Source organism: Acinetobacter lwoffii (assembly GCF_015602705.1).
In the GTDB taxonomy this organism is placed as follows: Bacteria; Pseudomonadota; Gammaproteobacteria; order Pseudomonadales; family Moraxellaceae; genus Acinetobacter; species Acinetobacter lwoffii_E.
Map to the genome: position 1 here is coordinate 2157889 of NZ_CP059081.1, position 22230 is coordinate 2180118.

Annotated in this window: 20 protein-coding genes; 10 read left to right on the top strand and 10 right to left on the bottom strand. The window is 41.4% G+C overall.

The window, feature by feature from the left end:
• Nucleotides 1–194 precede the first annotated feature (194 nt).
• The gene (locus H0S56_RS10395; RefSeq protein WP_195725004.1) at nt 195–1094 is read left to right on the top strand and encodes a DUF4145 domain-containing protein; all 900 of its coding nucleotides are present in this window, start codon (nt 195–197) and stop codon (nt 1092–1094) included.
• A gap of 101 nt (nt 1095–1195) precedes the next feature.
• On the opposite strand, the gene H0S56_RS10400 is transcribed toward H0S56_RS10395, so the two are convergent.
• Nucleotides 1196–1570: an endonuclease domain-containing protein gene (locus H0S56_RS10400; RefSeq protein ID WP_195725005.1), complete on the bottom strand. Its 375-nt coding sequence runs from the start codon at nt 1568–1570 to the stop codon at nt 1196–1198.
• Between the two features lie 338 nt (nt 1571–1908).
• On the opposite strand from H0S56_RS10400, the gene dhaK reads away from it, so the two are divergent.
• Nucleotides 1909–3639 carry a dihydroxyacetone kinase subunit DhaK gene (gene dhaK / locus H0S56_RS10405; protein WP_195725006.1) on the top strand — a complete coding sequence of 577 codons (1731 nt, stop codon included), beginning with the start codon at nt 1909–1911 and terminating at the stop codon, nt 3637–3639.
• Nucleotides 3640–3763: 124 nt separating this feature from the next.
• Here dhaK and H0S56_RS10410 read toward each other — a convergent pair whose 3' ends face one another.
• Nucleotides 3764–5038 (bottom strand): glutaminase, encoded by a 1275-nt coding sequence (locus H0S56_RS10410; protein ID WP_195725007.1) that lies wholly within the window; start codon nt 5036–5038, stop codon nt 3764–3766.
• 343 nt (nt 5039–5381) lie between these two features.
• Between H0S56_RS10410 and H0S56_RS10415 the strand changes: the two genes are divergently transcribed.
• On the top strand, nt 5382–6488 hold the full coding sequence (locus tag H0S56_RS10415) for a GGDEF domain-containing protein (RefSeq protein ID WP_195726078.1): 1107 nt from the start codon (nt 5382–5384) through the stop codon (nt 6486–6488).
• A gap of 22 nt (nt 6489–6510) precedes the next feature.
• Here H0S56_RS10415 and H0S56_RS10420 read toward each other — a convergent pair whose 3' ends face one another.
• Both H0S56_RS10420 and H0S56_RS10425 read right to left on the bottom strand, forming a co-directional pair.
• On the bottom strand, nt 6511–7317 hold the full coding sequence (locus tag H0S56_RS10420; protein ID WP_114541172.1) for an SDR family oxidoreductase: 807 nt from the start codon (nt 7315–7317) through the stop codon (nt 6511–6513).
• Between the two features lie 20 nt (nt 7318–7337).
• Nucleotides 7338–8009 carry a hypothetical protein gene (locus H0S56_RS10425; RefSeq protein WP_195725008.1) on the bottom strand — a complete coding sequence of 224 codons (672 nt, stop codon included), beginning with the start codon at nt 8007–8009 and terminating at the stop codon, nt 7338–7340.
• A 175-nt stretch (nt 8010–8184) separates the two neighbouring features.
• Between H0S56_RS10425 and H0S56_RS10430 the strand changes: the two genes are divergently transcribed.
• The 3 genes from H0S56_RS10430 (at nt 8185) to H0S56_RS10440 (ending at nt 12831) form a co-directional block, all read left to right on the top strand.
• Nucleotides 8185–11079, top strand: a complete 2895-nt coding sequence (locus tag H0S56_RS10430; RefSeq protein ID WP_195725009.1) for a valine--tRNA ligase — start codon at nt 8185–8187, stop codon at nt 11077–11079.
• A gap of 69 nt (nt 11080–11148) precedes the next feature.
• The gene (locus H0S56_RS10435; protein ID WP_195725010.1) at nt 11149–11880 is read left to right on the top strand and encodes an SIR2 family NAD-dependent protein deacylase; all 732 of its coding nucleotides are present in this window, start codon (nt 11149–11151) and stop codon (nt 11878–11880) included.
• Between the two features lie 99 nt (nt 11881–11979).
• Nucleotides 11980–12831: a hypothetical protein gene (locus tag H0S56_RS10440; RefSeq protein WP_195725011.1), complete on the top strand. Its 852-nt coding sequence runs from the start codon at nt 11980–11982 to the stop codon at nt 12829–12831.
• 47 nt (nt 12832–12878) lie between these two features.
• On the opposite strand, the gene H0S56_RS10445 is transcribed toward H0S56_RS10440, so the two are convergent.
• The 3 genes from H0S56_RS10445 to H0S56_RS10455 all read right to left on the bottom strand — a co-directional run bounded on the left by H0S56_RS10445 (nt 12879) and on the right by H0S56_RS10455 (nt 15367).
• The gene (locus tag H0S56_RS10445; RefSeq protein WP_195725012.1) at nt 12879–13250 is read right to left on the bottom strand and encodes an endonuclease domain-containing protein; all 372 of its coding nucleotides are present in this window, start codon (nt 13248–13250) and stop codon (nt 12879–12881) included.
• A 272-nt stretch (nt 13251–13522) separates the two neighbouring features.
• Nucleotides 13523–14569 carry a coiled-coil domain-containing protein gene (locus H0S56_RS10450; protein WP_195725013.1) on the bottom strand — a complete coding sequence of 349 codons (1047 nt, stop codon included), beginning with the start codon at nt 14567–14569 and terminating at the stop codon, nt 13523–13525.
• Between the two features lie 108 nt (nt 14570–14677).
• Nucleotides 14678–15367, bottom strand: a complete 690-nt coding sequence (locus H0S56_RS10455) for a carbonic anhydrase (protein WP_195726079.1) — start codon at nt 15365–15367, stop codon at nt 14678–14680.
• A 483-nt stretch (nt 15368–15850) separates the two neighbouring features.
• Here H0S56_RS10455 and H0S56_RS10460 point away from each other — a divergent pair, with 483 nt between their 5' ends.
• On the top strand, nt 15851–16528 hold the full coding sequence (locus H0S56_RS10460; RefSeq protein ID WP_004279384.1) for a DUF421 domain-containing protein: 678 nt from the start codon (nt 15851–15853) through the stop codon (nt 16526–16528).
• Here the strand turns inward: H0S56_RS10460 and H0S56_RS10465 are convergent.
• The 3 genes from H0S56_RS10465 to H0S56_RS10475 form a co-directional block, all read right to left on the bottom strand.
• The gene (locus H0S56_RS10465; protein ID WP_004279383.1) at nt 16525–17226 is read right to left on the bottom strand and encodes an HAD family hydrolase; all 702 of its coding nucleotides are present in this window, start codon (nt 17224–17226) and stop codon (nt 16525–16527) included. The two genes, H0S56_RS10460 and H0S56_RS10465, sit on opposite strands and share 4 nt — an antisense overlap.
• Before the next feature lie 147 nt (nt 17227–17373).
• Nucleotides 17374–18528, bottom strand: coding sequence for a porin (locus H0S56_RS10470; RefSeq protein WP_004279382.1), 1155 nt, complete (start codon nt 18526–18528; stop codon nt 17374–17376).
• Nucleotides 18529–18664: 136 nt separating this feature from the next.
• On the bottom strand, nt 18665–19903 hold the full coding sequence (locus tag H0S56_RS10475) for an MFS transporter (protein WP_195726080.1): 1239 nt from the start codon (nt 19901–19903) through the stop codon (nt 18665–18667).
• Between the two features lie 137 nt (nt 19904–20040).
• On the opposite strand from H0S56_RS10475, the gene H0S56_RS10480 reads away from it, so the two are divergent.
• The 3 genes from H0S56_RS10480 to H0S56_RS10490 all read left to right on the top strand — a co-directional run bounded on the left by H0S56_RS10480 (nt 20041) and on the right by H0S56_RS10490 (nt 22227).
• Nucleotides 20041–20670: a 1-acyl-sn-glycerol-3-phosphate acyltransferase gene (locus H0S56_RS10480; RefSeq protein ID WP_195725014.1), complete on the top strand. Its 630-nt coding sequence runs from the start codon at nt 20041–20043 to the stop codon at nt 20668–20670.
• 63 nt (nt 20671–20733) lie between these two features.
• Nucleotides 20734–21651: a patatin-like phospholipase family protein gene (locus H0S56_RS10485; RefSeq protein WP_195725015.1), complete on the top strand. Its 918-nt coding sequence runs from the start codon at nt 20734–20736 to the stop codon at nt 21649–21651.
• Nucleotides 21652–21753: 102 nt separating this feature from the next.
• A complete protein-coding gene (locus tag H0S56_RS10490) occupies nt 21754–22227 on the top strand; it encodes an NfeD family protein (protein WP_195725016.1) in 474 nt (157 codons plus the stop codon).
• The last annotated feature ends 3 nt before the right edge of the window (nt 22228–22230 follow it).

The following is a 22230-nucleotide window of genomic DNA, read 5'->3' on the forward strand; positions in this document are numbered from 1 at the left end:
CCCTCGAGTGAGGGGATTTTTTGTTTTGAATCTTTTAATCTCCCCTAACCCCTCTTTTTCAAAGAGGGGGATTTCACGGATCAAATTGATTACGTGATAGCTCCTCCCTTTTTAAAGGGAGGTTGGGAGGGATTTAAATAAATATTTAATTTATAATTATTTAAATCTCATAAATTCATTGAAAATTTACTCATATGACTGAAAAAACTATCCTAAAAAACTATTGCAATGTTTGCGATAAAAATACAAATCATTCCTTGTTAGCAAGTCATGAATGGCATTCAGATCCTGATGATTATAGTCACGCCCAATATCATAAATTAGTTAAATGCTTAGGCTGTGATAATGTATCTTTACGAATTGAAGATCACGATATCGAATCTGCTTACCAAACATACGATGATTCTTGGGAAGTTCCCATAACAATTAAATGCTATCCGAAGAAACTTCAAAATCATAGAAAGATCGACAATGACTATCTAATCCCAAAACTAGTCAGGAATATTTACAATGAAGTATTATTAACTTTACAAGAAGATGCAAAAATTTTATCTAGCTTAGGTCTTAGAGCATGCATTGAATCGGTTTGTAATCATCTTGAAATAACAGGTGGTAATTTAGCTATACGGATCAATAAATTAGCTACAGCTGGATATATATCAAAAAAAGATGCTGAAAGATTACATGCTATCAGATTCATGGGCAATGATTCTGCACATGAAATTAAAGCACCAAAAGAAAACTCTTTAAAAATTGCCCTTGAGATTGTTGAGCACTTGCTCAAAAGTGTTTTTATTTTACCTGAACAAGCAAATGGATATTTAGATACAATTGTAGATAGATATGAATTATTTGAAACGATACTTGAAAAACATCTAACAAATTTCAATGATGGTGACGAACATCCTCTTTATCATTTTTTTGAGAAAGATTGGCGTAGAGTGCAAGACTCTATCTCTGCTTTTCAAACAGAATTAATTGAAAATATTACTAATTCCAACTTTAAACTTCTAGAGATGGGAAAAAAGGATATCAATAAAAAAGGTGATGAGATTCAGCACTTCATCGTTAAGAAAAACGAAACAATTGTATAATAGATTAATCCCCCCTAATCTCCCTTTAAGAAAAGGGTGAACAATATGAATTCCAAACTTCGATCAAATTCGTGTGAAGTCCCTCTTTGAAAAAGGGGGATTTAGGGGAATTGATCCTCTAACTGATTTAAACAACACTGATAAACCACTTCCACTACATCATCAATCCGCCCCATCACCTGACCATTATCAAATCTAAACACCTTTAAACCCAACTGCGCCAAAGCCTCATCTCGAACTCGATCCGCTTCTAAGCCTTCATTTGTAAAGTGCTGGCTGCCATCACACTCAATCACCAAATTGGCAGCAGGACAGTAAAAATCCACGATGTAATTCAAAATCGGCTTTTGTCGATAGAACTGCAAATCTAAAATTTGCTTATTGCGAATTCGCGACCACAATAGTTTTTCTGCCTCGGTCATATGATTGCGTAAATCACGCGAGGCTTGTTTTAAATTTTTATTGTAGGGTTTCATTTTTTATTCTACTAATTTGTTTTTATAAATCCCTCCTACCCCCCTTTTGCAAAGGGAGGAACTGTCACGAAATTCATTTAATCACATGACCAACTCCCCTTTTCAAAGGAAGGAGTTAAGCGAATTCTATTGCCTCATAAAAACGAAGAAAAGTCCCACTTTATCAAAGGGGGATTTAGGGGGATTAATATAAATTAACTTATATACCAAATTTAGCCCCTTTTCTAACCGCTCACCCCAAAATCATCTGTTTTTACACTTTTCAGTCTGCAAATTTCAAACATTTCCATAATAATAAGACTTTATACATCTCCCAGAATACGTGAAGGCCCTCCTCCATGAAAAAAATCATCAACAACCCTGAAAATCTGGTTGTCGAAATGTGCAAAGGCTTTGTCCTTGCTCACCCTGAACTGACATTTACCGAATCGCATAAAATCATTTCACGTAAACAAAAACACAATAACGTGGCACTGATTAGTGGCGGTGGTAGTGGTCACGAACCTGCACATGCGGGCTTTGTCGGTACAGGCATGTTAGACGCGGCTGTATGTGGTGACGTGTTTGCATCACCTTCTCAAATTCAGGTCTACAAAGCCCTGCAACATGTGGCAACAGACAAAGGCGTTTTGATGATCATCAAAAACTATTCTGGCGATATGATGAATTTCCAGAATGGTGCAGCACTTGCTCAGGAAGATGGCATTAAAGTCGATTATGTAAAAGTAGCAGATGATATCGCGGTAAAAAATAGCCTCTATACCGTGGGTCGTCGTGGCGTTGCTGGTACCATCTTCGTACATAAGATTGCAGGTGCAGCAGCATCAAAAGGTTTAGAGCTTAAGGAAGTCAAAGCTGTGGCTCAAAAAGCAGCAGATAACGTGATTAGTCTTGGTTTCGCCTATAGCTCATGTACCGTTCCTGCCAAAGGCACGCCCACCTTCACCTTAGCGAATGATGAAATGGAATACGGCGTCGGCATCCACGGCGAACCGGGTATCCGTCGTGAAAAAATCCTGCCATCCAAAGAGCTGGCACAACGTATTATCGATGACCTGTTTCTGGACCGTCCTGATCTGACTGAAGTTGCTGTTCTAGTCAACGGCTTTGGTTCAACGCCAATGCAAGAACTGTATGTGTTTAACAATGATGTTTGCGAACATCTGGCGCGCAAAGGCATCAAAATTTATCGCACTTTTGTCGGCAACTACATGACCAGTATCGACATGAATGGTGCATCAGTGTCTCTTTTGGCAGTCGATGATGAGCTAAAAGGCTACTTAGATGCAGAAGCCAACACGCCTGCTCTTAAAATGGATGGCTCAGCAGCACAGCCTTTAATTTTCTCAACAAAAAATGCCGCAGCAGAAGATGTCATAAATACGGAAATCGAAACTCAGCCTGAACATGCTGAAATTCAAAATGAACAGTTTACGATAGAAAATATGCGTTATGTGGTCGATGTGATGGCTGCCTGTATTATCAAAAACGAAGTGCCATTCTGCGAGCTGGATGCCCATGCAGGTGATGGTGACTTTGGCATGAGTGTGGCTAAAGGTTTTAAACAGCTGAAACGCGAATGGCAAGGCCTGATTCAAGCGCAGTACATGGATGAATTCCTGCTGAATAGTTCCATGATTATTATGGAACACTGTGGCGGTGCGTCCGGTCCAATTTGGGGTTCAGCATTCCGTGCGGCCAGTAAAACCATTCAAGGGAAACAAACCCTAAGCGTGGCAGATTTTGCCGAGATGCTTCAAGCAGCAGTCAAAGGCATTCAAGTGACAGGTGAGCGTTCATTTGGTCGTGGCGCTGTAGTGGGCGACAAAACCCTGATTGATGCTTTGTTTCCTTGTGCAGATTCATGGTCTGCCAATACAGACAAACCTTTTAAAGAGAACTTTATACTTGGTGCAGAGGCTGCGGTAAAAGGTGCAGAATCTACCAAAGACATCGTAGCGCGTATGGGCCGCGCCGGTACGGTGGGTGATCGTAGCTTAGGCTATCCGGATGCTGGTGCACATGGCTTAGGCGTGATCTTTACGGACATTGCCGAGCATATTAAATAAGCTTTGCAAGATTTAAAAAAAAGCCCCGACACTGTTCGGGGCTTTTTTCAAATTTCATTTCCTCTACTGAGCAAGTTTAAAAACACCAGTAATGAAAGGCATTGCTCATCCCCATGAACATGGTCTAACTAAACTTCTCCAAATAACGCTCTAACTCTTCTGTCACTACTATCCGCTTATTGCCTTTCACTTGCTCTTCACTCAATACGCCTTCTGAGTCAATGACCACCACTTTGTGTCCATTCGCTTGTAAACGTTTGACGCCTTCAAATAACATGCGTCCACCTACATCATGAATCAAAGTTAAATTAGTCAGGTCTATGACTATACGTGTTTTAGCGTCTGGCTCATCCTGCAAAATCCGCAGCAACATTTCCGATTCGGTAAATTGCAATACACCGCGCAGCTCATACACGACAATGTCATTGTTCTTACCTGCTATATAACGACTTTGCAAAATGGTCTGTGCCGATGGCGTCCCTTCCATCAGATGCAAGCCCATGTCACGTGACAAACGCTCAAAGATATCCACGCCACGTACACTATGCCCATGCTCATCAATTTTAGGAGAAAAAACCACAATTCCCACCTGCCCCGGCAATACTCCGATAATTCCGCCAGATACACCACTTTTGGCAGGAATGCCGACCGTAGTCAGCCAGTCACCCGCCGCATCATACATGCCACAGGTCATCATCACACTGAGCACTTGGCGCACCACATCACGCTCTAGCAGCTGTTTGCCAGTTTTGGCCTGAACACCACCATTGGCGAGCACACTACAGATATTTGCCAGATCTTTGACCGTCACCTTAATCGCACATTGCTTGATATATCCATTGACGATTTCCACAGGATCCGAATCCAGAACACCTACAGTACGCAGCATATAGCCAATCGATAGGTTCCGGAATGCAGTTTTGACTTCAGACTTATACACCTGCTTGTCGAATTCCAGTTGACGGCCTGCTAGTTCACTTAAAAAACGGCGCAAGCATTCCGCACGTGAAATGCCTTTTTGTACCGGAATTAAAGAATGCGTGGTAATCGCACCCGAGTTAATCATTGGATTTTTAGGAAGATTGGTTTCTTTATCCAGTGAAATCTGATTAAAAGCCTCTCCTGAAGGTTCAACGCCGACCTTTTCCAGCACAGCGCTGATCCCCAGATGCTGCAATGCCAAGGCATAGGCAAAAGGTTTGGACATCGACTGCATGGTAAATTCGATTTCATCATCTCCCGTGGAATAAATCGTGCCATCCACCGTGGTCAGCGCCAAAGCGAACTTGTTTGGATCTACCGCTGCCAGTTCAGGGATATAGTCAGCCAAAGCGCCCTGATCATTATCCTGACAAACCGTTAATACATGCTGAAGATAATCGGGCACCGGGGTTTTCATTCAGATAGATCCTTTATATTTTCATCCTGTTTCCACCTTAAATTTTCAGGATAAAACTACAAGTCCAAATTGGTAGCATTTTATAAATACGTCCATCGATTTGGACTAAAACAAATGCCTTTTCAGCTCAATGATCATCAGGAGTAAGGGGCATTTTGATATTATTTTTTTGAGTTTTTATAAAATATCGAGCGGTTCAACAGGTCATTTCGATTAGTTTGATTATCCATTTTATTTATATTTTTCATCGAAATAAATGATATTATTCACCCACCTGCTCACATTATAATCTAACACACTGATCCCGGATTTGAATTTTTACAGTCTACTCGTGCCCAGCATCATGTCGAGCCTGGGGATCATCACGCTGAGTATTTCCTATTATAAAGGCTTACCTAATTATTTAAGATCTTATGCTTATGCACTGATTCTGATTGGCGTAACGATATTACTCAATACCGTTTTATCTGCAGCAGTTTTAGTTGAAATCTCCAGTTTCATTGCTGCTCTTTACTTCTTGTCCTGTACCTTTCACAGCAAAGCCATTTATGAGCGTTTAAAAATCGACTATGTATGGCCAAACTATATTTACCTGATTGCCTTGGGTGCGTTTGGCATTTACTACTTTACCCAAGTGACTGCTGACCAGACTGCCCGTTTGCTGATTATTGGTAGCATTACTGCGGCAATTTATTTGCACCGCCCGATTGCCTTTATTCGGACGAGTACACGCTTACGTATCGACAGTTACCTGAAAATTTTTACCCTCGCGACCGCGTTCATCATCATGGGTCGTGCCTTGCTATTCTCTGTTTTACTTGAGGATCAGGGATTTGTCGCCCATTACGAACCGGCATGGGCATTTACGCAGCTGCTCCTGCTGTTGATTGATCTGATCTTTTTAGGTTTATTCATTGGCTGTGCAATTTTGGATCTGGTGCGAAAGTTGCAACGGGAGCGCCATCACGACCCGCTGACCGGATTATTAAACCGTCGTGGCTTTGAAGCCTATATTCAAAAAATAGATCCCAATCCCGCCTTACAGCATGCAGTTTTGATGGCAGATCTAGATCATTTCAAAGCCGTTAATGATCGTTATGGACATCAGGTCGGTGATCTGGTTTTACAACATATCAGTCAGATATTTAAAGCCAATATTCGGGACAAAGACCAAGTGTCACGTATTGGTGGTGAAGAGTTTCTGCTCGTCTTGCATGACATTCAAAAAGATGCCGCCTTTAAAATTGCTGAACGGATCCGGTTACAGCTTGAAGAAACCCCATTACATCATGAACAGCAGCATATTTACCTGACTATCAGTATCGGAGTCAGCTTCTTCAATCATCCTAATCAGATTAAAGAAGCCACTTTAGCGGCTGATCATGCCATGTATCAGGCCAAACAGATGGGCCGTAATCAGGTTCAATTCGCTCAAGAGAAAATTGCCTGAATTTGATAAAACTTTAAATCTCTTATTTCACCTTGGTCTTGCGAATCATTTTGTACAGCACCTTGGGGGAAATACGTGAAACTAGCACACCAAGTTTTTCTTTCTTTCCGCCAATCACGATATATTCTTCGCCGCACTGCAAGGCTTGTACGCTTTGACGGGCAAAATCTTCTGCCGACAGACCATTTTCAATCGCTTCATCCTGCTTGGCTTGTGGCTTGCCTTCCCCATTTAAAGCATTAAACGACACATTGGTTTGAACAAAGCCCGGGAATATCACTGAGACCTGAACGCCCTGATCAGCAACTTCAGCACGTAAACTATTGGCCCACATATGAATCGCTGCTTTGGCTGCTGAATAGGAGGCGCGATACTGGGTGCCAAGCAAACCTGCCACACTGGAAATAAACACGATACGACCTGTTTTTTGTGCCAGAAAGGTCGGTAATACCATTTTGGTGAGAAACACCTGCGAGAAATAATCCACTTCCATAATGGCACGTTCAGTCTGCATGGTGGTGTCCTGAATCAAAGCACGTTGACTCAGCCCAGCATTATTAATCAGCCAGTCGATCCGGCCTTTTTGTTGCAAAACCTGTTCATAAGCATGACGAACCTGACTTTCATCTGTGATATCGGCAATGACTGAAATATGCTGATCTGCATTGGTGAGACTTTGGCGAACATTTTCCAGTTCTGCATGCCGGCGTGCAGTCAGTACCACCTGGGCTCCGAGTTCAGCACATTGCTGGGCAATCGCCTTGCCAATCCCTGAAGATGCGCCGGTAATCCAGACCACTTTTCCATTTAAGTCTTCAACTTTCGCCATGAAATCCTCTTTCCCTTGTTTTAATGAATATGTTGCTGCATTTCATCTTCCAGAAATGCCAGCAAATGCTCAAAATAATAACTCATCGTATCGGCATCATAGATGCTACCGAGCTTGTCAAAACGTTTATAGCCTAACTGGGTGGTTAAATGAATCACCCCATTCAAGGTTTTATCGACCACCACATTAAATTTCAACATTTTTTTCGGTTCACGGATCAGATGTGTTACCCCTTGATCGACCACCTGAGTAAAGGCTTTTAAAGCGGGTGATACATATTGATGATTACCATTTTTCATCTGGTCAATACAGCCGAGCAACTCCATCACCAGCAATTTTTCCACCGGATATCGAACAAAAGCATCACCTTGATGCTCATAGGTCATGCGATGCAAATAGTTCACCATAGGCATCAGACGCTCATTGCCAAACAACGAAACCGACCACGGCATATATTTACGGGTGTTATGCATAATCTGCTGAATCACTTTTTCGGACTCGCTGTCCGGTGAATTGGCCAACTGCACCACCTGACCAAAAATCTGGTCAATAATTTCACAGGCCATATCGGCCAGATTTTCACCTAAGGGTCTGGCAAGACTGTCTCGCTCGCCGGCATTTAATCTGGAATGAAGGTCTTTAAAGCGCTGATGGGTTTCGGGTTGAAGCTTCAGGGAAATGTTATAGCTCATCTTATTATCCTTTTTGATATGCTGCGATGAGTCGCGTTTTTTTATCAATCTATCATACGATGAGTTGCTATACATGCCAATTGGCTAAAGTTTGCATTTGGTTAAGCTGCCGCATGCACTATTTTTTTTGCTACAATAGATCCAATTTTTCATTCACTTTTGATCTGTTTAGACTATGACTGACTCAGCGCAAAATATCGCGACAACCTACGATCCGACCGAGATCGAGAAAAAATGGTACCAAACTTGGGAAGAGCGTGGTTACTTTAAGCCGTCTGAAAAAGGCGAATCTTTCTGTATCATGATTCCGCCACCAAACGTCACTGGTAGCCTGCACATGGGTCATGGTTTCAACAATGCCATCATGGATGCCTTGACGCGTTTCAACCGTATGTCTGGTAAAAATACGCTTTGGCAACCGGGTACTGACCACGCAGGTATTGCAACGCAAATGGTGGTTGAGCGTCAGCTAGGTGCACAAGGGGTTAGCCGTCATGACCTGGGTCGTGAAAAGTTCATCGAAAAAGTCTGGGAATGGAAAGAACAGTCTGGCGGTAACATTACCCGTCAAATCCGTCGCTTAGGTTCTTCGGTTGACTGGTCACGTGAACGCTTCACGATGGATGATGGTTTATCAAACGCAGTAAAAGAAGTGTTTGTAAAACTTCACGAAGAAGGCCTGATCTACCGCGGCAAACGTCTGGTGAACTGGGATCCAAAACTGCAAACTGCCCTTTCTGACCTGGAAGTTGAGTCTGATAAAGAAGAAGCAGGTTCACTCTGGCACTTCAAATACTTCTTTGAAGACAAATCATTGCGCACGCATGATGGTAAAGATCACATCGTAGTAGCTACAACACGTCCTGAAACACTACTTGGTGATACAGCTGTTGCCGTTGCACTTGATGATGAACGTTATGCTGCGCTTGTTGGCAAAAACATCATCCTGCCAATCACTGGTCGTGCGGTTCCAATCGTTAAAGACGAATATGTCGATAAAGAATTCGGTACAGGCTGTGTGAAAATCACCCCTGCGCATGACTTCAATGACTATGAAGTAGGTAAACGTTGCGAATTGCCAATCATCAACATCTTCAACAAAAATGCTGAAGTTCTTGCTGAGTTTGAATACATCGCGAAAGCGGGCGAACAAATTTCTAAAACCATCCCTGCACCTGCGGACTACATTGGTTTAGAACGTTTTGAAGCACGTAAAAAACTGGTTGAACAAGCAGAAGCTGAAGGCTGGTTAGACCAAATCCAACCTTATACATTGAAACCCCCTCGCGGTGACCGTTCAGGCGTGATCGTTGAGCCGTTATTAACAGACCAATGGTATGTAAAAATCGCGCCTCTTGCGAAACCTGCCATTGAAGCGGTTCAAGACGGTCGTATCAAGTTCGTACCTGAGCAGTACAGCAACATGTACATGGCGTGGATGAACAACATCCAAGACTGGTGTATCTCGCGTCAATTATGGTGGGGTCACCGTATCCCTGCTTGGTACGATGCGGAAGGCAGTGTTTATGTTGGTCGTGACGAAGCTGAAGTTCGGGCGAAAAACAATATTCCTGCCGATGTTCAATTGAACCAAGACGAAGACGTACTGGATACATGGTTCTCTTCAGGTCTCTGGACATTCTCAACCTTAGGTTGGACTGGCGACGAAGCAAAAGACAAAGAAAACTACTTCCTGAATACCTTCCACCCGACAGAGGTACTGGTAACCGGTTTTGACATCATCTTCTTCTGGGTTGCCCGCATGATCATGCTGACCATGCACTTCATGAAGAATGAAGATGGTACGCCTCAAGTGCCGTTCAAGACTGTGTACGTTCACGGTCTGGTACGTGATGGCGAAGGTCAGAAGATGTCTAAATCGAAGGGTAACGTGCTTGACCCATTAGACTTGATTGATGGTGTGGATCTTGAAACTTTAGTACAAAAACGTACCACAGGTTTGATGAACCCGAAACAGGCAGCGAAGATTGAAAAATCAACCCGTAAAGAATTCCCTGAAGGAATTCAGTCTTACGGTACCGATGCAGTTCGTTTCACCTTCTGTGCGCTTGCCAATACTGGTCGTGACATCAAGTTCGACATGAAACGTGTTGAAGGCTACCGTAACTTTGCCAACAAAATCTGGAACGCAACGCGTTTCGTGATGATGAATGTCGAAGGTCAAACGATTGGTTCAGAAGCACGTCAAGACCTTTGGGAGTTGCCTGAACAATGGATCGTAAGCCGTCTGCAAAAAGCGGAACAAGCGGTGCAAACAGCATTTGCAACCTACCGTTTAGACCTAGCTGCGCAAGCGATTTATGAATTCATCTGGAATGAATACTGTGACTGGTATGTTGAGTTAACCAAACCGGTTCTGAACGATGAAAATGTGTCTGAAGAGCGTAAAGCTGAAGTACGTCGTGTTCTTCTTTCGGTAATGGAAGCGTCTTTACGTTTAGCTCATCCGTTAATGCCGTATTTGACAGAAGAAATCTGGCAAACACTTGCGCCGAAACTTGGCATCACTGGCGAAACTATTATGTTGGCGCCGTACCCTGTTGCTGAGCAAGCATTGATGAATGACCAGGCTGAAGCAGACATGCAATGGCTGCAAGGTTTGATTGGTGCGGTACGTAACATCCGTGGTGAGATGGGTCTAGGTAATGCTCGTTTGTTGCCTGTTCTTTTGCAAAATACCACTGATGCTGAAAAAGCACAGATCACACGTATTGAAGCATTGTTCAAAGCATTGGCAAAAGTTGAAAGCATTACTTTCCTTGCTGATGGCGAACAACCACCATTGTCTTCTTCATCTGTCGTTGGTCACGTGTCTGTATACGTTCCAATGAAGGGTTTAATTGACCCGAAAGCGGAATTGGGTCGTCTTCAAAAAGACTTAGACAAGGTTCAAAAGCAACATGACCAAATTGCAACTAAGCTCTCTAACGAAGGTTTTGTGGCAAAAGCACCTGCAGCTGTGGTTGAAGGTGAGAAAGTGAAACTTGCTGAGTTTGCTGATCAGTTAGCGAAGATTAAAGCGAATATGGAGCAAATTGCAGCGCTTTAATGTGTTGTTAGTTTGATCTAATTTGTAGTATAAAGGGCTGATTATTCAGCCCTTTATTATTAATGTTTTATGACAAATAAATATATAGAATACTTTCCTAAACCATTCTTAGAAGATTTAATTGAAGGTCATGTATTCCCAATCATTGGGGCTGGTTTTTCACGTAATGCAAAAAGTGATGACGACAGACCGAGTCTAGACTGGGATGAATTAGGTCGCTACTTTGCAAAGGATATAGTTCACTATACTTATAATGGAGCTATAGATGCTATTTCTGCTTTTGAATATGAATATTCTCGTTCAAAACTCATTGAAAAAATGTATCAAGCATTGAAAATTGGCACAATACATCCCGATGAAGCACATAAATCTTTTGCTAAACTTCCATTTCAGCTAATAGCCACCACAAATTTTGATTATCTATTAGAAGAATCATATCTTCAATCTGGTAATAAATTTTGCCGTACGATTATTGATGAAGAACAACTTCCTATTATCAACAATAATCCGAAACATTTAAATTTACTAAAAATACATGGTGATCTTAGCCATCCTTCTAGACTTGTAGCAACAGAAGAAGACTATGATTCATTCATTAGTAATTTCCCAATGCTTGCCACATTTATTACTAATTTATTTATATCTAAAACTGTATTATTCATTGGCTATAGCGTAGACGATAATGATATTAGACAATTATTTCAAATGATAAAAAATAGACTTGGAAAATTAAAAAGAAAAGCATATACAATTAGAATTAACTCTTCTATTCAAGAAATAAATAGATTTTCTCGAAGATGAATTAATGTAATCAATATCCCAATAGCTAAAAAAGATATTGATTATAATAAGGTTTTTTCAAATATCTTTGAGGAGTTAAATGATTACTGGCTAAAAAATATGCCAACAAATGCTACGGAGGAGGAATCTGAACTTGACTTAACTCTCTCCAATATTTCATCAAATAGAACAAATAGATTGTGTTTTTTCTCAATCGACGCAGCAAAACTTCCATATTATAAATCGAATTTATTTCCAATATTTTATAAATATGGATTTACAGCTGTTTCAATAGATAATTTTGTAGATAATACAGAAAACTATCTCGCAAGAATAAAGAAATTAATCGATACATCGAATACTTGTATCGTAGATCTTACATCCAAATCTAAATATGTATTATCTGAAGCCAATATAATATTTAATAAGTTTTTACATTCTAACGAAAATTTTAATATTATTATCATTAAAGATAAAAATGACTTTTTTTCAAATAATCATCCAATTTATAAAATGATTTTAGACCAAAAAATTTCAAAAACTAAATCAAGTAGGATTCATATTATTGATTTTGATACTAAGTTACATAATATTGATATTGAAAATTTAGAAAATGTAGTTAAAGAACTTTCAATTAAAATCTATGCAAAATTCGATCAAGAGACGAATTTACTACTTGAAAACAATCAATATGAGACTGCTCTTCTTACAGGATTTATTTCTCTAGAAAAAGCTCTTCGTAGTTTTTTCCCTGAACAAAAAATGTATTCACCATTAAAAATTTTTCAAATTCTATTTGATGACAAATTAATTAATCAGGAAGAATATCAAGTTTTGAATCATGCTCGAATAATTAGAAATACGATTGTACACGGCGATTCTACTGTAGGTATTGACAAGAATACTGTCATTATTTTTCTTGAGTTATTTGAAAAAATAAAGTCTAAAATTTATGAAAAAGTTGAAAAATAATATTTCCCTATCTCTAACCCTCTCCCCGAGGGAGAAGGAATTTTCCATTATTGATTTGCTTTCAACTCAAGGCATATATTCCATAAATCCTGCAACACCACATCCATCCGCCCCAACACATCATGATTCCAATACCGAACCACCGTTAAACCCAAAGCCTCTAAAAACTTTGTTCGCTCTGCATCATAGTCAATCGCATCATCCGTTCCATGCGGACTACCATCTAACTCAATCACTAAACCAATTTCATGACAGTAAAAATCCACAATATAAGGTTTGATCACATGCTGACGACGGAATTTAAGATTCATAAAACGCTTGGCACGTAAAATTTGCCATATGAAGTGTTCTGCATCGGTGGCAGTGTGGCGCATGGATTTGGCGAATTCTAATAGCTGGGGATCGAATTTTTTATTCATAGGCTTATGTTTTTATTATTTTCTTTAGATTATCAAATTTTATAACCTCTCCCTAGCCCTCTCCTAAAAGGAGAGGGAACGTTCATTATTAAATTAATTGATGGCATCTAATCAGTTACGACTCCCTCTCCCTCTGGGAGAGGATTAGGGAGAGGTGAATCTTAAAATAGCCCTCACCCTTGCGCACTCAGAATATATTCTGAGGATGCTCATCTCCTACAAGGAGAGAGAATTTTCATTACTACATCTAGAGTTATTATACGAATAAGAGATTAAAGCATCCCATGCCTTAAAAACATCTCCAAGCCACTTACCTTTTTGATATACATCAACCGTTCTTTTTCTACTTTAATCTGCTGTTTGATGGCTGAAGTATCTTCATCAATCTGCTTATACAGGTCAGCAATTTGAACTTTCCCTTTCGCCTTTTTTACTGCAATTCTGGTTTTCGATGACCAGACCAATCTATGAATCAATGTATTAATCTGCTCTTGTAATTTCTGGCTCTGTGCATCCAAAGCCAGTTGATAAAACTTGAGTTGTTCCGCATTTAAACCTTTTTTTGAAACATCCTGATCTTGCTCGATCTGCAATTGCATTCTCAGTAACGTAAACAGATCTTGCTCTGCATAAGCCTCATTGGCACGTTGCAATAATTCAGTTTTCTTGATTTTTTTGACATCGTTCACTTCACGGTCAGGGTGAATGATGGCAGCAATTTTTAAATATACGGTTTTCAATGACTGTTCTGCCGTCGCTGCTGCATGTTCCTGTTTTTCCTGCTGGCGTTTTAATCTGGCCTGCTCACGTGCCTGCTGAAAATGATCCGATTCCCATTCTTCAAATACTTCAGATGCCGCCTGATCCGAAGCATTTTCTTCATCAAAAAATAGCTCTATATCCTCTATGCTTGGCTTTTTGTTTTTTCTGGCCTGCATATGTTCGATATGCTGTTGATAGTAATTATAAATATCATCAACAATCTGCGCCTGTTGCTTTGATAAAGATTGAGAGTCTTTTAAATAGGTCGCAAGATACTGGATTTTGACATCCAGCTGCGTTGCCTCTGCCTTGGAAAATTCTGCCTCATGCAAATGCGTCCAGAGCTGTTCCAATTGCTGAAACAGCACTGCATGTAACTCATGATAGACCGGCATCAAGGTTTGACGGGTATATTGCTGAATCTGTTCCTGCGCCTGCTGCCACTGCTTCAGTTCAAGCTGCTGCTGTTCAATTTTATCAATCAGACGGTTCAGCTTTCTCTGCTGTGGTGAAAGCTCGGCATCTGGCTGAACAGTGGTTTTTAAATCAAAAGACATGGCAAAGATGCAACGCAAATAAATGCTATTTTATCCCTAAAACTTTTGAGTGACTGCTGATTTACTGCAAATAAAAATGCAGACCGAAGTCTGCTTGATGGAAATCAATTAATTTTCAACAATGATACGTCCATTCAATGACTGCACCGGGCGGTTGTTCGGATGCCCCATCAATTTGGCAAATTCCGAAATCTGCTTGGCAGAAGCCTGTTGAATATCTTTCAGAATCAGCCAGCGCACCCCTTCCGAACACGGCGGTGTGGTCAGCGAACCGCTAAAACGGTAATAATCCAGATTCTTAGGCAACATTGCATTCACAGGTTGTGGCGTTTTCAAAACCACTTTCTCGCCCTGCTTTTTCGGTAAACGGTTCCACATGCGTTTGAGCATCTGGCTTTCTGCACCCTGCTCAAACATCATCCCCACGACAGCCAGCTCACCTTTGGCATTGGCATGGACAAAATGGATTTCCAGTGGATAGCTTTTGCCTTTAATCAGGTTTTCACTCGGACTATGCAAATGAAACTGCTTCAGTACAAAGGTATCGTCATCCAGCTGCAATTCACCACCTTGCGCAAAATCCACCTGAACGGTATGACCTTTATTTTCGATCGCATGAATCATGGTGTTATAGCTGAACTTGAGCGGTTCCAGTTCTGCTTTCACTGTTCGTTCAATATTGATTGGTGACTGGTTCAGACCATTACAGGCCGAATATTTCTGGCTCAAAGTCGACCATTGTTCAGGCTGAGTATAATCCCACTCCGCATCTGCCCAGACCGCTGTACTTAAACCCATAACCGTTAAAAGCGTGAATATTCTTTTCACAATACATCCCTTGTTGGAAGTCAAAATCACAATTTCTAATTTAAAAACAGTTTATTAAAGTAGTGTAATCACTCTATTTTTCAGGCCACAAACTACAGATTTTTATAAAGATGAAGTGATTTGCTTACAAATTTCTAAATACTCCTAATTATTCAAAACACATTATTCAGAATATATATTGATAAATTTCAAATGGATAATACTTTTATAGATTTAAAAATAGACAGTAGAGAATGTGATCTTCTTCAAATTTAATCTGCTGATTTTTTATGCATTATTTACATGAAATCTCTATCTTATTTTCAATAGATCAAATAGCTAGATTTTTAAGTTCAAGCTTCTTTTTTAAATAGAATCTACCTTTATTCATAAACTTACATAAACACAGCAGCAAATAAAATACCGATATTGCTAGACTCGAGCCAAAGAGAAAAATGAGGATAAAGAATTTAAATGGACTGGGCGACCATATTTATAAATGACACCACCTGGGAGTTTACCGCAGAAATTTTGCTGCGTTGTGCCCTGATGTACACGATGATTATCCTGTTTTTGCGTCTGACCGGAAAACGTGGGGTACGTCAACTTTCTATCTTCGAAGTCGCTATCATTTTGAGCTTGGGCTCGATTGCCGGCGACCCGATGTTTACTGAAGATATTCCCCTGATTCAGGCAGTTCTGGTGATGTCGGTGATTATTATCATGTACCGCCTGACCACCTGGCTCATGATGAAATATCAGTGGTTTGAAGACCTACTGGAAGGTAAACCGATTTATATCGTAGAAGATGGCGTGCTGGTCGTTGAAGAAATTAAAAAAGGTAAGATGTCACATGATGAATTCTTTGCCGAAATGCGCCAGCAAGGCGTAGAGCATCTGGGTCAGGTACGCACCGGTTTACTGGAAACTGACGGTAAGTTCAGTATCCTGTTCTTCAAATCGGATGAGGTTCGGCCTGGGCTGCCACTTTTCCCTAAAACCTGTTCTATAGTCCAACAGGTCAAGGCTGGGCAATTATATGCCTGCATTTACTGTGGACAGGTACAAACCCTTTCGCATGCCAACCAGCAATGTCCGCGCTGTGATTCTTCGCAATGGGCCGAAACGATTGACTGTTTAAGAATAACTTAAGTCTGATTCAGTAACTGCAAATGCGCAAAAATTTCCGGCAGTTGCTGAATTTTATATCGGATATGTTCGGCATCGGCATGAAAGCCTTGCATCCATAATGCATGCATTCCGGCCTCTGTAGCTCCTTGTACATCATTAATGGGATGGTCGCCAATATACAGGCACTGTGCAGGCTGCACGCCTAGACGCTCTGCCGTGATCTGGAATATTTCCGGCTGTGGTTTGTTAAAACCCACCAACCCCGAACTGATGATCTCATCAAAATAAGTTTCAATACCCAAACCCCGAATCGTATTTAAACGGGTGTCATGTCCGCCATTGGAAACAATGGCCAGCTGATAACCCTCATCTTTCAGCTGCGTTAATACTTGCTCTGCTGCCGGCATTTCTACGGCGAAACGGCCAAACTGGCTAAACCAGAATTGGGCCAGTTCATCTATGGTTGGGGGATTTAACCAAGACAGTTCCTGCAACAACGCATAAGCAGCCGAAGCCCCGATACTACCATGCGTCAGCAATTCCTTTTTAGGATAACCGCCATTATCGATGCGTCTTACAATCTCGATAATTTTGTCAGACTCGACCTGTTTCAATGTTGGCGCATAATATTCTGCCAGATAACGGCTATAGGCTTGTGTCGTCAGATCACGATGGGTCAAGGTATTGTCGAGGTCAAATAAAACGGCTTGAATAGGCATAATTTTCAAAACGAAATGCTGAAACTTTCAATCATGTTAACAGCCCTACACTTGTTAGATCAGACATAAAATTGCTAAGTTTTGTTGTTTTAAGCATAAAAAAAGCGATGCCAAAGCACCGCCTTTTCTTAGCTTACAAAGTCTAAATTAGAATTTGTATTCAACACCTGTACCAACAACTGGCTGTTTAGTTTCAGCTGAACCTTGTTCAAGTGTTAAAAGACCCGTGTAACCGTATGCTTTTACTTGTTTAGAGAATGCATAGTCTGCACCCACAAGAATTTGTTGGGCTTCAAAATCTGCAACATTGGCTTTTGTAAAGCTTGTAGAGTTTTGACTATATTGGCCTTTTACTGTCCACTTATCAGCATTTGGTAATTTATATTCTGCTCCAATTAGCCAGCCTTGTGCATCATCAATATCATTACCATTTACAGCAATACCATTACTTGCCACTGAAGTTGCATTTGAATTACCTTCAACCTCTGCAAGATCAGATGTTTGGAATAACGCCTTAATGGCTAAGTTATCATTTACATTTACTCGGCCAATCGCACGAATTGTATCAGCAGCAGCTAACAAAGCTTTTGCTGTACCAATTTCACCATTTTGTGTGTTTAAGATACCTACACCAGCAAAGTTGGATGGAATCGCTTTATCATAACCAAGACCTAAAACAACTGCTTTGCTGTCATATACTAAAGATGCTGACCATGCATCACCTAAGCCACGGCCTGCAACTTTAGCACCGCCTTTAGAAGAGCTAATACCACCGGCTTCACCTGTAGCTAATAGTGCAGTTGCTTTTAGTTTACCTTCACCGACTGCAAAGCCAGGAGCTTCATAGACGACAACATTATCGATACGGTTTTCACCGGTAAAGATACCTGCCATATCCGCTTTATTTGCAACATAGTTATTGAAAGTATCAACTACTGAAGAAAGCTGTTTTACAGGCGTATCGATTTTACCTAGTTTTACTGTACCTAACTTTTCATCTTTAAGACCGACTAAAAGATTACGCGGTACAAATGTATCTGTACTTCCACCATTGTCTACATAGAAGGTAAATTCAGCTTGATAAAGCCCACTTAAACGGTCAGTAAGTTTCTCCTCACCTTTTAAACCCAAGAATGAATTATTAGTATTCAGTTCAATAACATCGCGATCAGACACAGGTGAAGCATTGTCTTCAGGTAAATAATCAACTGTGGCATCAATCTCACCATAAAAAGTTGGTGCTGCAAAAGTTGTCCCCGCCAAAAGGCTGAATGCAATTGCTGTTGCTAACTTAGTTTTCATCAAAAATATCCTTAATTTATTTTGTAACAAATAATACACACGGCGCTTATATTACAAAATTATTAAATTAATATTTATATATTCTATTTAGTACTTTAGGCTAACATTTAACCAAATAGTTGATTATTTAGAAATTTTATACTTTTTCTGCAACTTTCATCCATCGGAAAATTGGAATTAGACTGAAAATTGCCACGATCACGATCAGATTCAGATAATTTTGATAGCCTAAAGCATCTCCAAAAATGCCACTCAGGCTATAAAGTCCCCCACTCACCGTGGCGATCAGAGCAACCTGAAAGGTAAAATCTGTCCCTGCCAGATGCTTACGGCTGTATTGCATGACCAAGGTCAACATGACCACCAAAAGCATGGCTGAGACCATGTCTTCGGCCGCATTGATCAGATAAATGATCCAATTTTCTACTTTGTTTTGAGCTTCATACTGGCCAGCCAGCCAGGCATAAGCTATTAAGCTTAATATTTTTAGAATTGAGAAAACGATCAAACTCGAGCTGCGCGACCAGTATTTCAGGCACCAGCCAGCCAATCCGGCCCCAATCAAGGCAGCCAACGCTCCCAGCATGGTGACATAGAGACCAATCTGGCTAAAGCTCAGTCCGAGATCTACCATTAAAGGTTTTAACAAAGGCCCAGATAAACCATCAGTGATTTTAAAGGTCAGTAAGACCAGAAGCCACCTCGCCAAGCTTAAATCTGACCAGAAGTATTGAAAATAGGTTTTTATATTGCTGAGTGCAGGTCCTTTATCAGCTGGCGTGATAATTTTTGAATGCTGAGGTTCTCTAAAAAATAAAATGGGTAAAGTATTAAGAAAGACCAGAGCCGCCAATAATAAAAAGGTGCTTTGCCATTTTAAAATATCCAAAAGCCATAATATGGCCCCACCTCCAACAATAAATCCCAGTCGTGAACCGATGACCTGAAAGGTATTACCCCAATGTTGCTGTTCATTTTTCAGAATATTGACCGCCAGTGCATCAGTCGCAATATCCTGCGTGGCCCCGATCCCATTCATTAGCAAAAGCGTGATAAAAAACAGCAGTAAATACAGCGGCTGATTCAAGGCCTGAATCGGTAGAAACGAGAGCCCAATCAATACAGCAACTGACAGCCATTGCAAGGGAATAATCCAGCTACGGTAATGGCCTTGGGATTTCTTCCCATAACGATCGACCCAAGGTGCCCAGAATATTTTAATCGACCAAGGCAGCATTAACAGGCCAAAGCCCCCGATATGCGCCAGTGATACCCCTTCAGCCCGTAAAATGACCGGCAAGGCATGCGTCATAAATCCGACCGGAAGCCCCTGTGCCCAATACAGCGAAAATAGTAAGATATAGGTATTCCGCATATTTAGGCCAAGTCCTTCAGTTGAAAATGCATCACCAGCATTTAAGATGCTATACATTTTGCCAATGATCCGGATTTTACAAAAGTCTAATATGATCAAAAATAAAGAAAAATTCGTTTCAGGAAGAGACATAAGCAATGGCCCAGACACGTTTCCCCCAACTCCCGCCGCATGTACCAGCCCGCGGCAGCAAGCTGAGCCGGACTTTTTTCAGGCAGCTTTTTTTGGGCCAAGGCTGGCGTCTGGAAGGTGAATTTCCAGACTTACCTAAAGCAGTCGCGATTATTTCTCCGCATACTTCAAATATTGATGCCTGGCTGGGTTTTAATGCGCTGCTTGGTCTCGGTATTCAGATTACGATTTTTGGTAAAGACAGCCTGTTTCGCACACCACTAAAACCGGTTCTGGAATGGATTGGCGTCGTTCCGGTCGTCCGAGATAGTCCACAAGGTCATACCCGACAAATTGTCGAGATTATTGAAAAATCAGAACAGATCTGGGTCGGTATGGCACCGGAAGGTTCACGTAAGGCACCGGATAAAATTCGCAGCGGTTTTTATCCTATTGCCAGAGCAGCCCATTTGCCGATTGTGATGTTTTCCTTTGATTATGATATCAAGACCATTCATATCCTGGGCGTATACCATCTGACCGGTGATTATGAATACGACCTGGAACAGATTTATCAGCATTATCAAGGTAAATTCTCGGCCAAAAATCCGGACTGGGTGGCCAAGCCGTTACAAAAGCTTTTGAAAAAAGACTAGGCAAATACGCCTTTTTTTGATGTGATAGCCTGAATTTTGTTGATTTAATCACCAGTTTTTATAATGAAATTAGCTCGTTATGCCTTAATTGGCTGCCTTGGTTTCAGTCTTGCAGCCTGTGACAAAGCCACTAAAACACCTACGCCTGCCACGCCATTAAAAGCCCGTGAACCTGTCGTCGCCATTGCCCTCGGTGGCGGCGGTGCCAAAGGTTTTGCCCATATTGGCGTCATTAAAGTGCTCGAATCACACGGCATCAAACCGAAAATCGTCACCGGTACCAGTGCCGGTAGTTTTGTCGGTAGCCTGTATGCCAGTGGCAAATCGCCTTATCAGTTACAGCAGATTGCCCTGAATTTTAAAGAATCTGATATCCGTGATTTAACCTTAAACCGGCAAGGGATTATTGCCGGACAAAAATTGCAGGATTTCGTCAATAAGAATGTGGCGAACAAACCAATTGAACAATTCCCGATTCGCTTTGCTGCTGTTGCCACTCGTCTGGACAATGGCCGTAAAGCTGACTTTATTAAAGGCAATGCCGGACAGGCGGTCCGAGCGTCTTGCAGTATTCCGAATGTGTTTGTGCCTGCCGTGATTGGTGGAAGCAAATATGTCGATGGCGGTCTGGTCAGTCCGATTCCGGTCAAGACCGCCAAAGATATGGGAGCAGACATTGTGATTGCCGTGGATATTTCTGCCCGTCCGGATGGTAATAAGGCTCTAAATATGTGGGGCGTACTGGATCAGACCCTGAATATTATGGGACAGCAAAGCATTAATGAAGAGTTGAGTCAGGCCACTGTGGTGATTCAGCCCAAAGTCGGTCATATCGGTACTTTAGACCTGAAAGCCAGCAATGCCACCATTCTGGAAGGTGAAAAGGCCGCTCAGCTGAAAATCCGTACTATTGAAAAAGCCATTAGCAACTTTAAGCAGTCTCCCGCGGCATTTAAACCGCCACGTCAGGCAAAATTTTGATGTATGAATTTTTTATATTCATCTGCGGCCGCATCTGCTACATTGAAGATCAATCATATAAAGATGATGATTAATTAAATACTTAGCGATATAGGTCACGATATGGAATTAGTTCTTGAACCTTGGCACTGGTTTGTATTAGGCATTCTTCTGATTCTGTCTGAATTACTGCTGCCCGCATTTGCTGCCCTGTGGTTCGGGATCGGTGCCATCATGGTTGGCGTCCTGTACTGGATGTTCCCGATGATGGGACTGACGACCCAGCTCCTGACCTGGATCATACTTTCTGTACTGTGTACGCTGCTCTGGTTCAAGTTTATCAAACCGCTTTCCATTGACAAGACCAAAGCCGGTCTGTCGCGTGAGGCGACCATTGGTCAAGTGGGCATGGTGATTCAGATCAATCTGGATCATGGGCAAATCCGGGTGCGCTTTCCGATGCCAGTTTTAGGTTCGGATGAATGGGAATGCCGAACTCTGGACCCAGTTCAGGTCGGAGACCGCGTTCGCGTCGTGGATATTCTGGGTAATGACCTGGTCGTACAACCTTACAGCACGAATTATCAAAATCAATAAGGT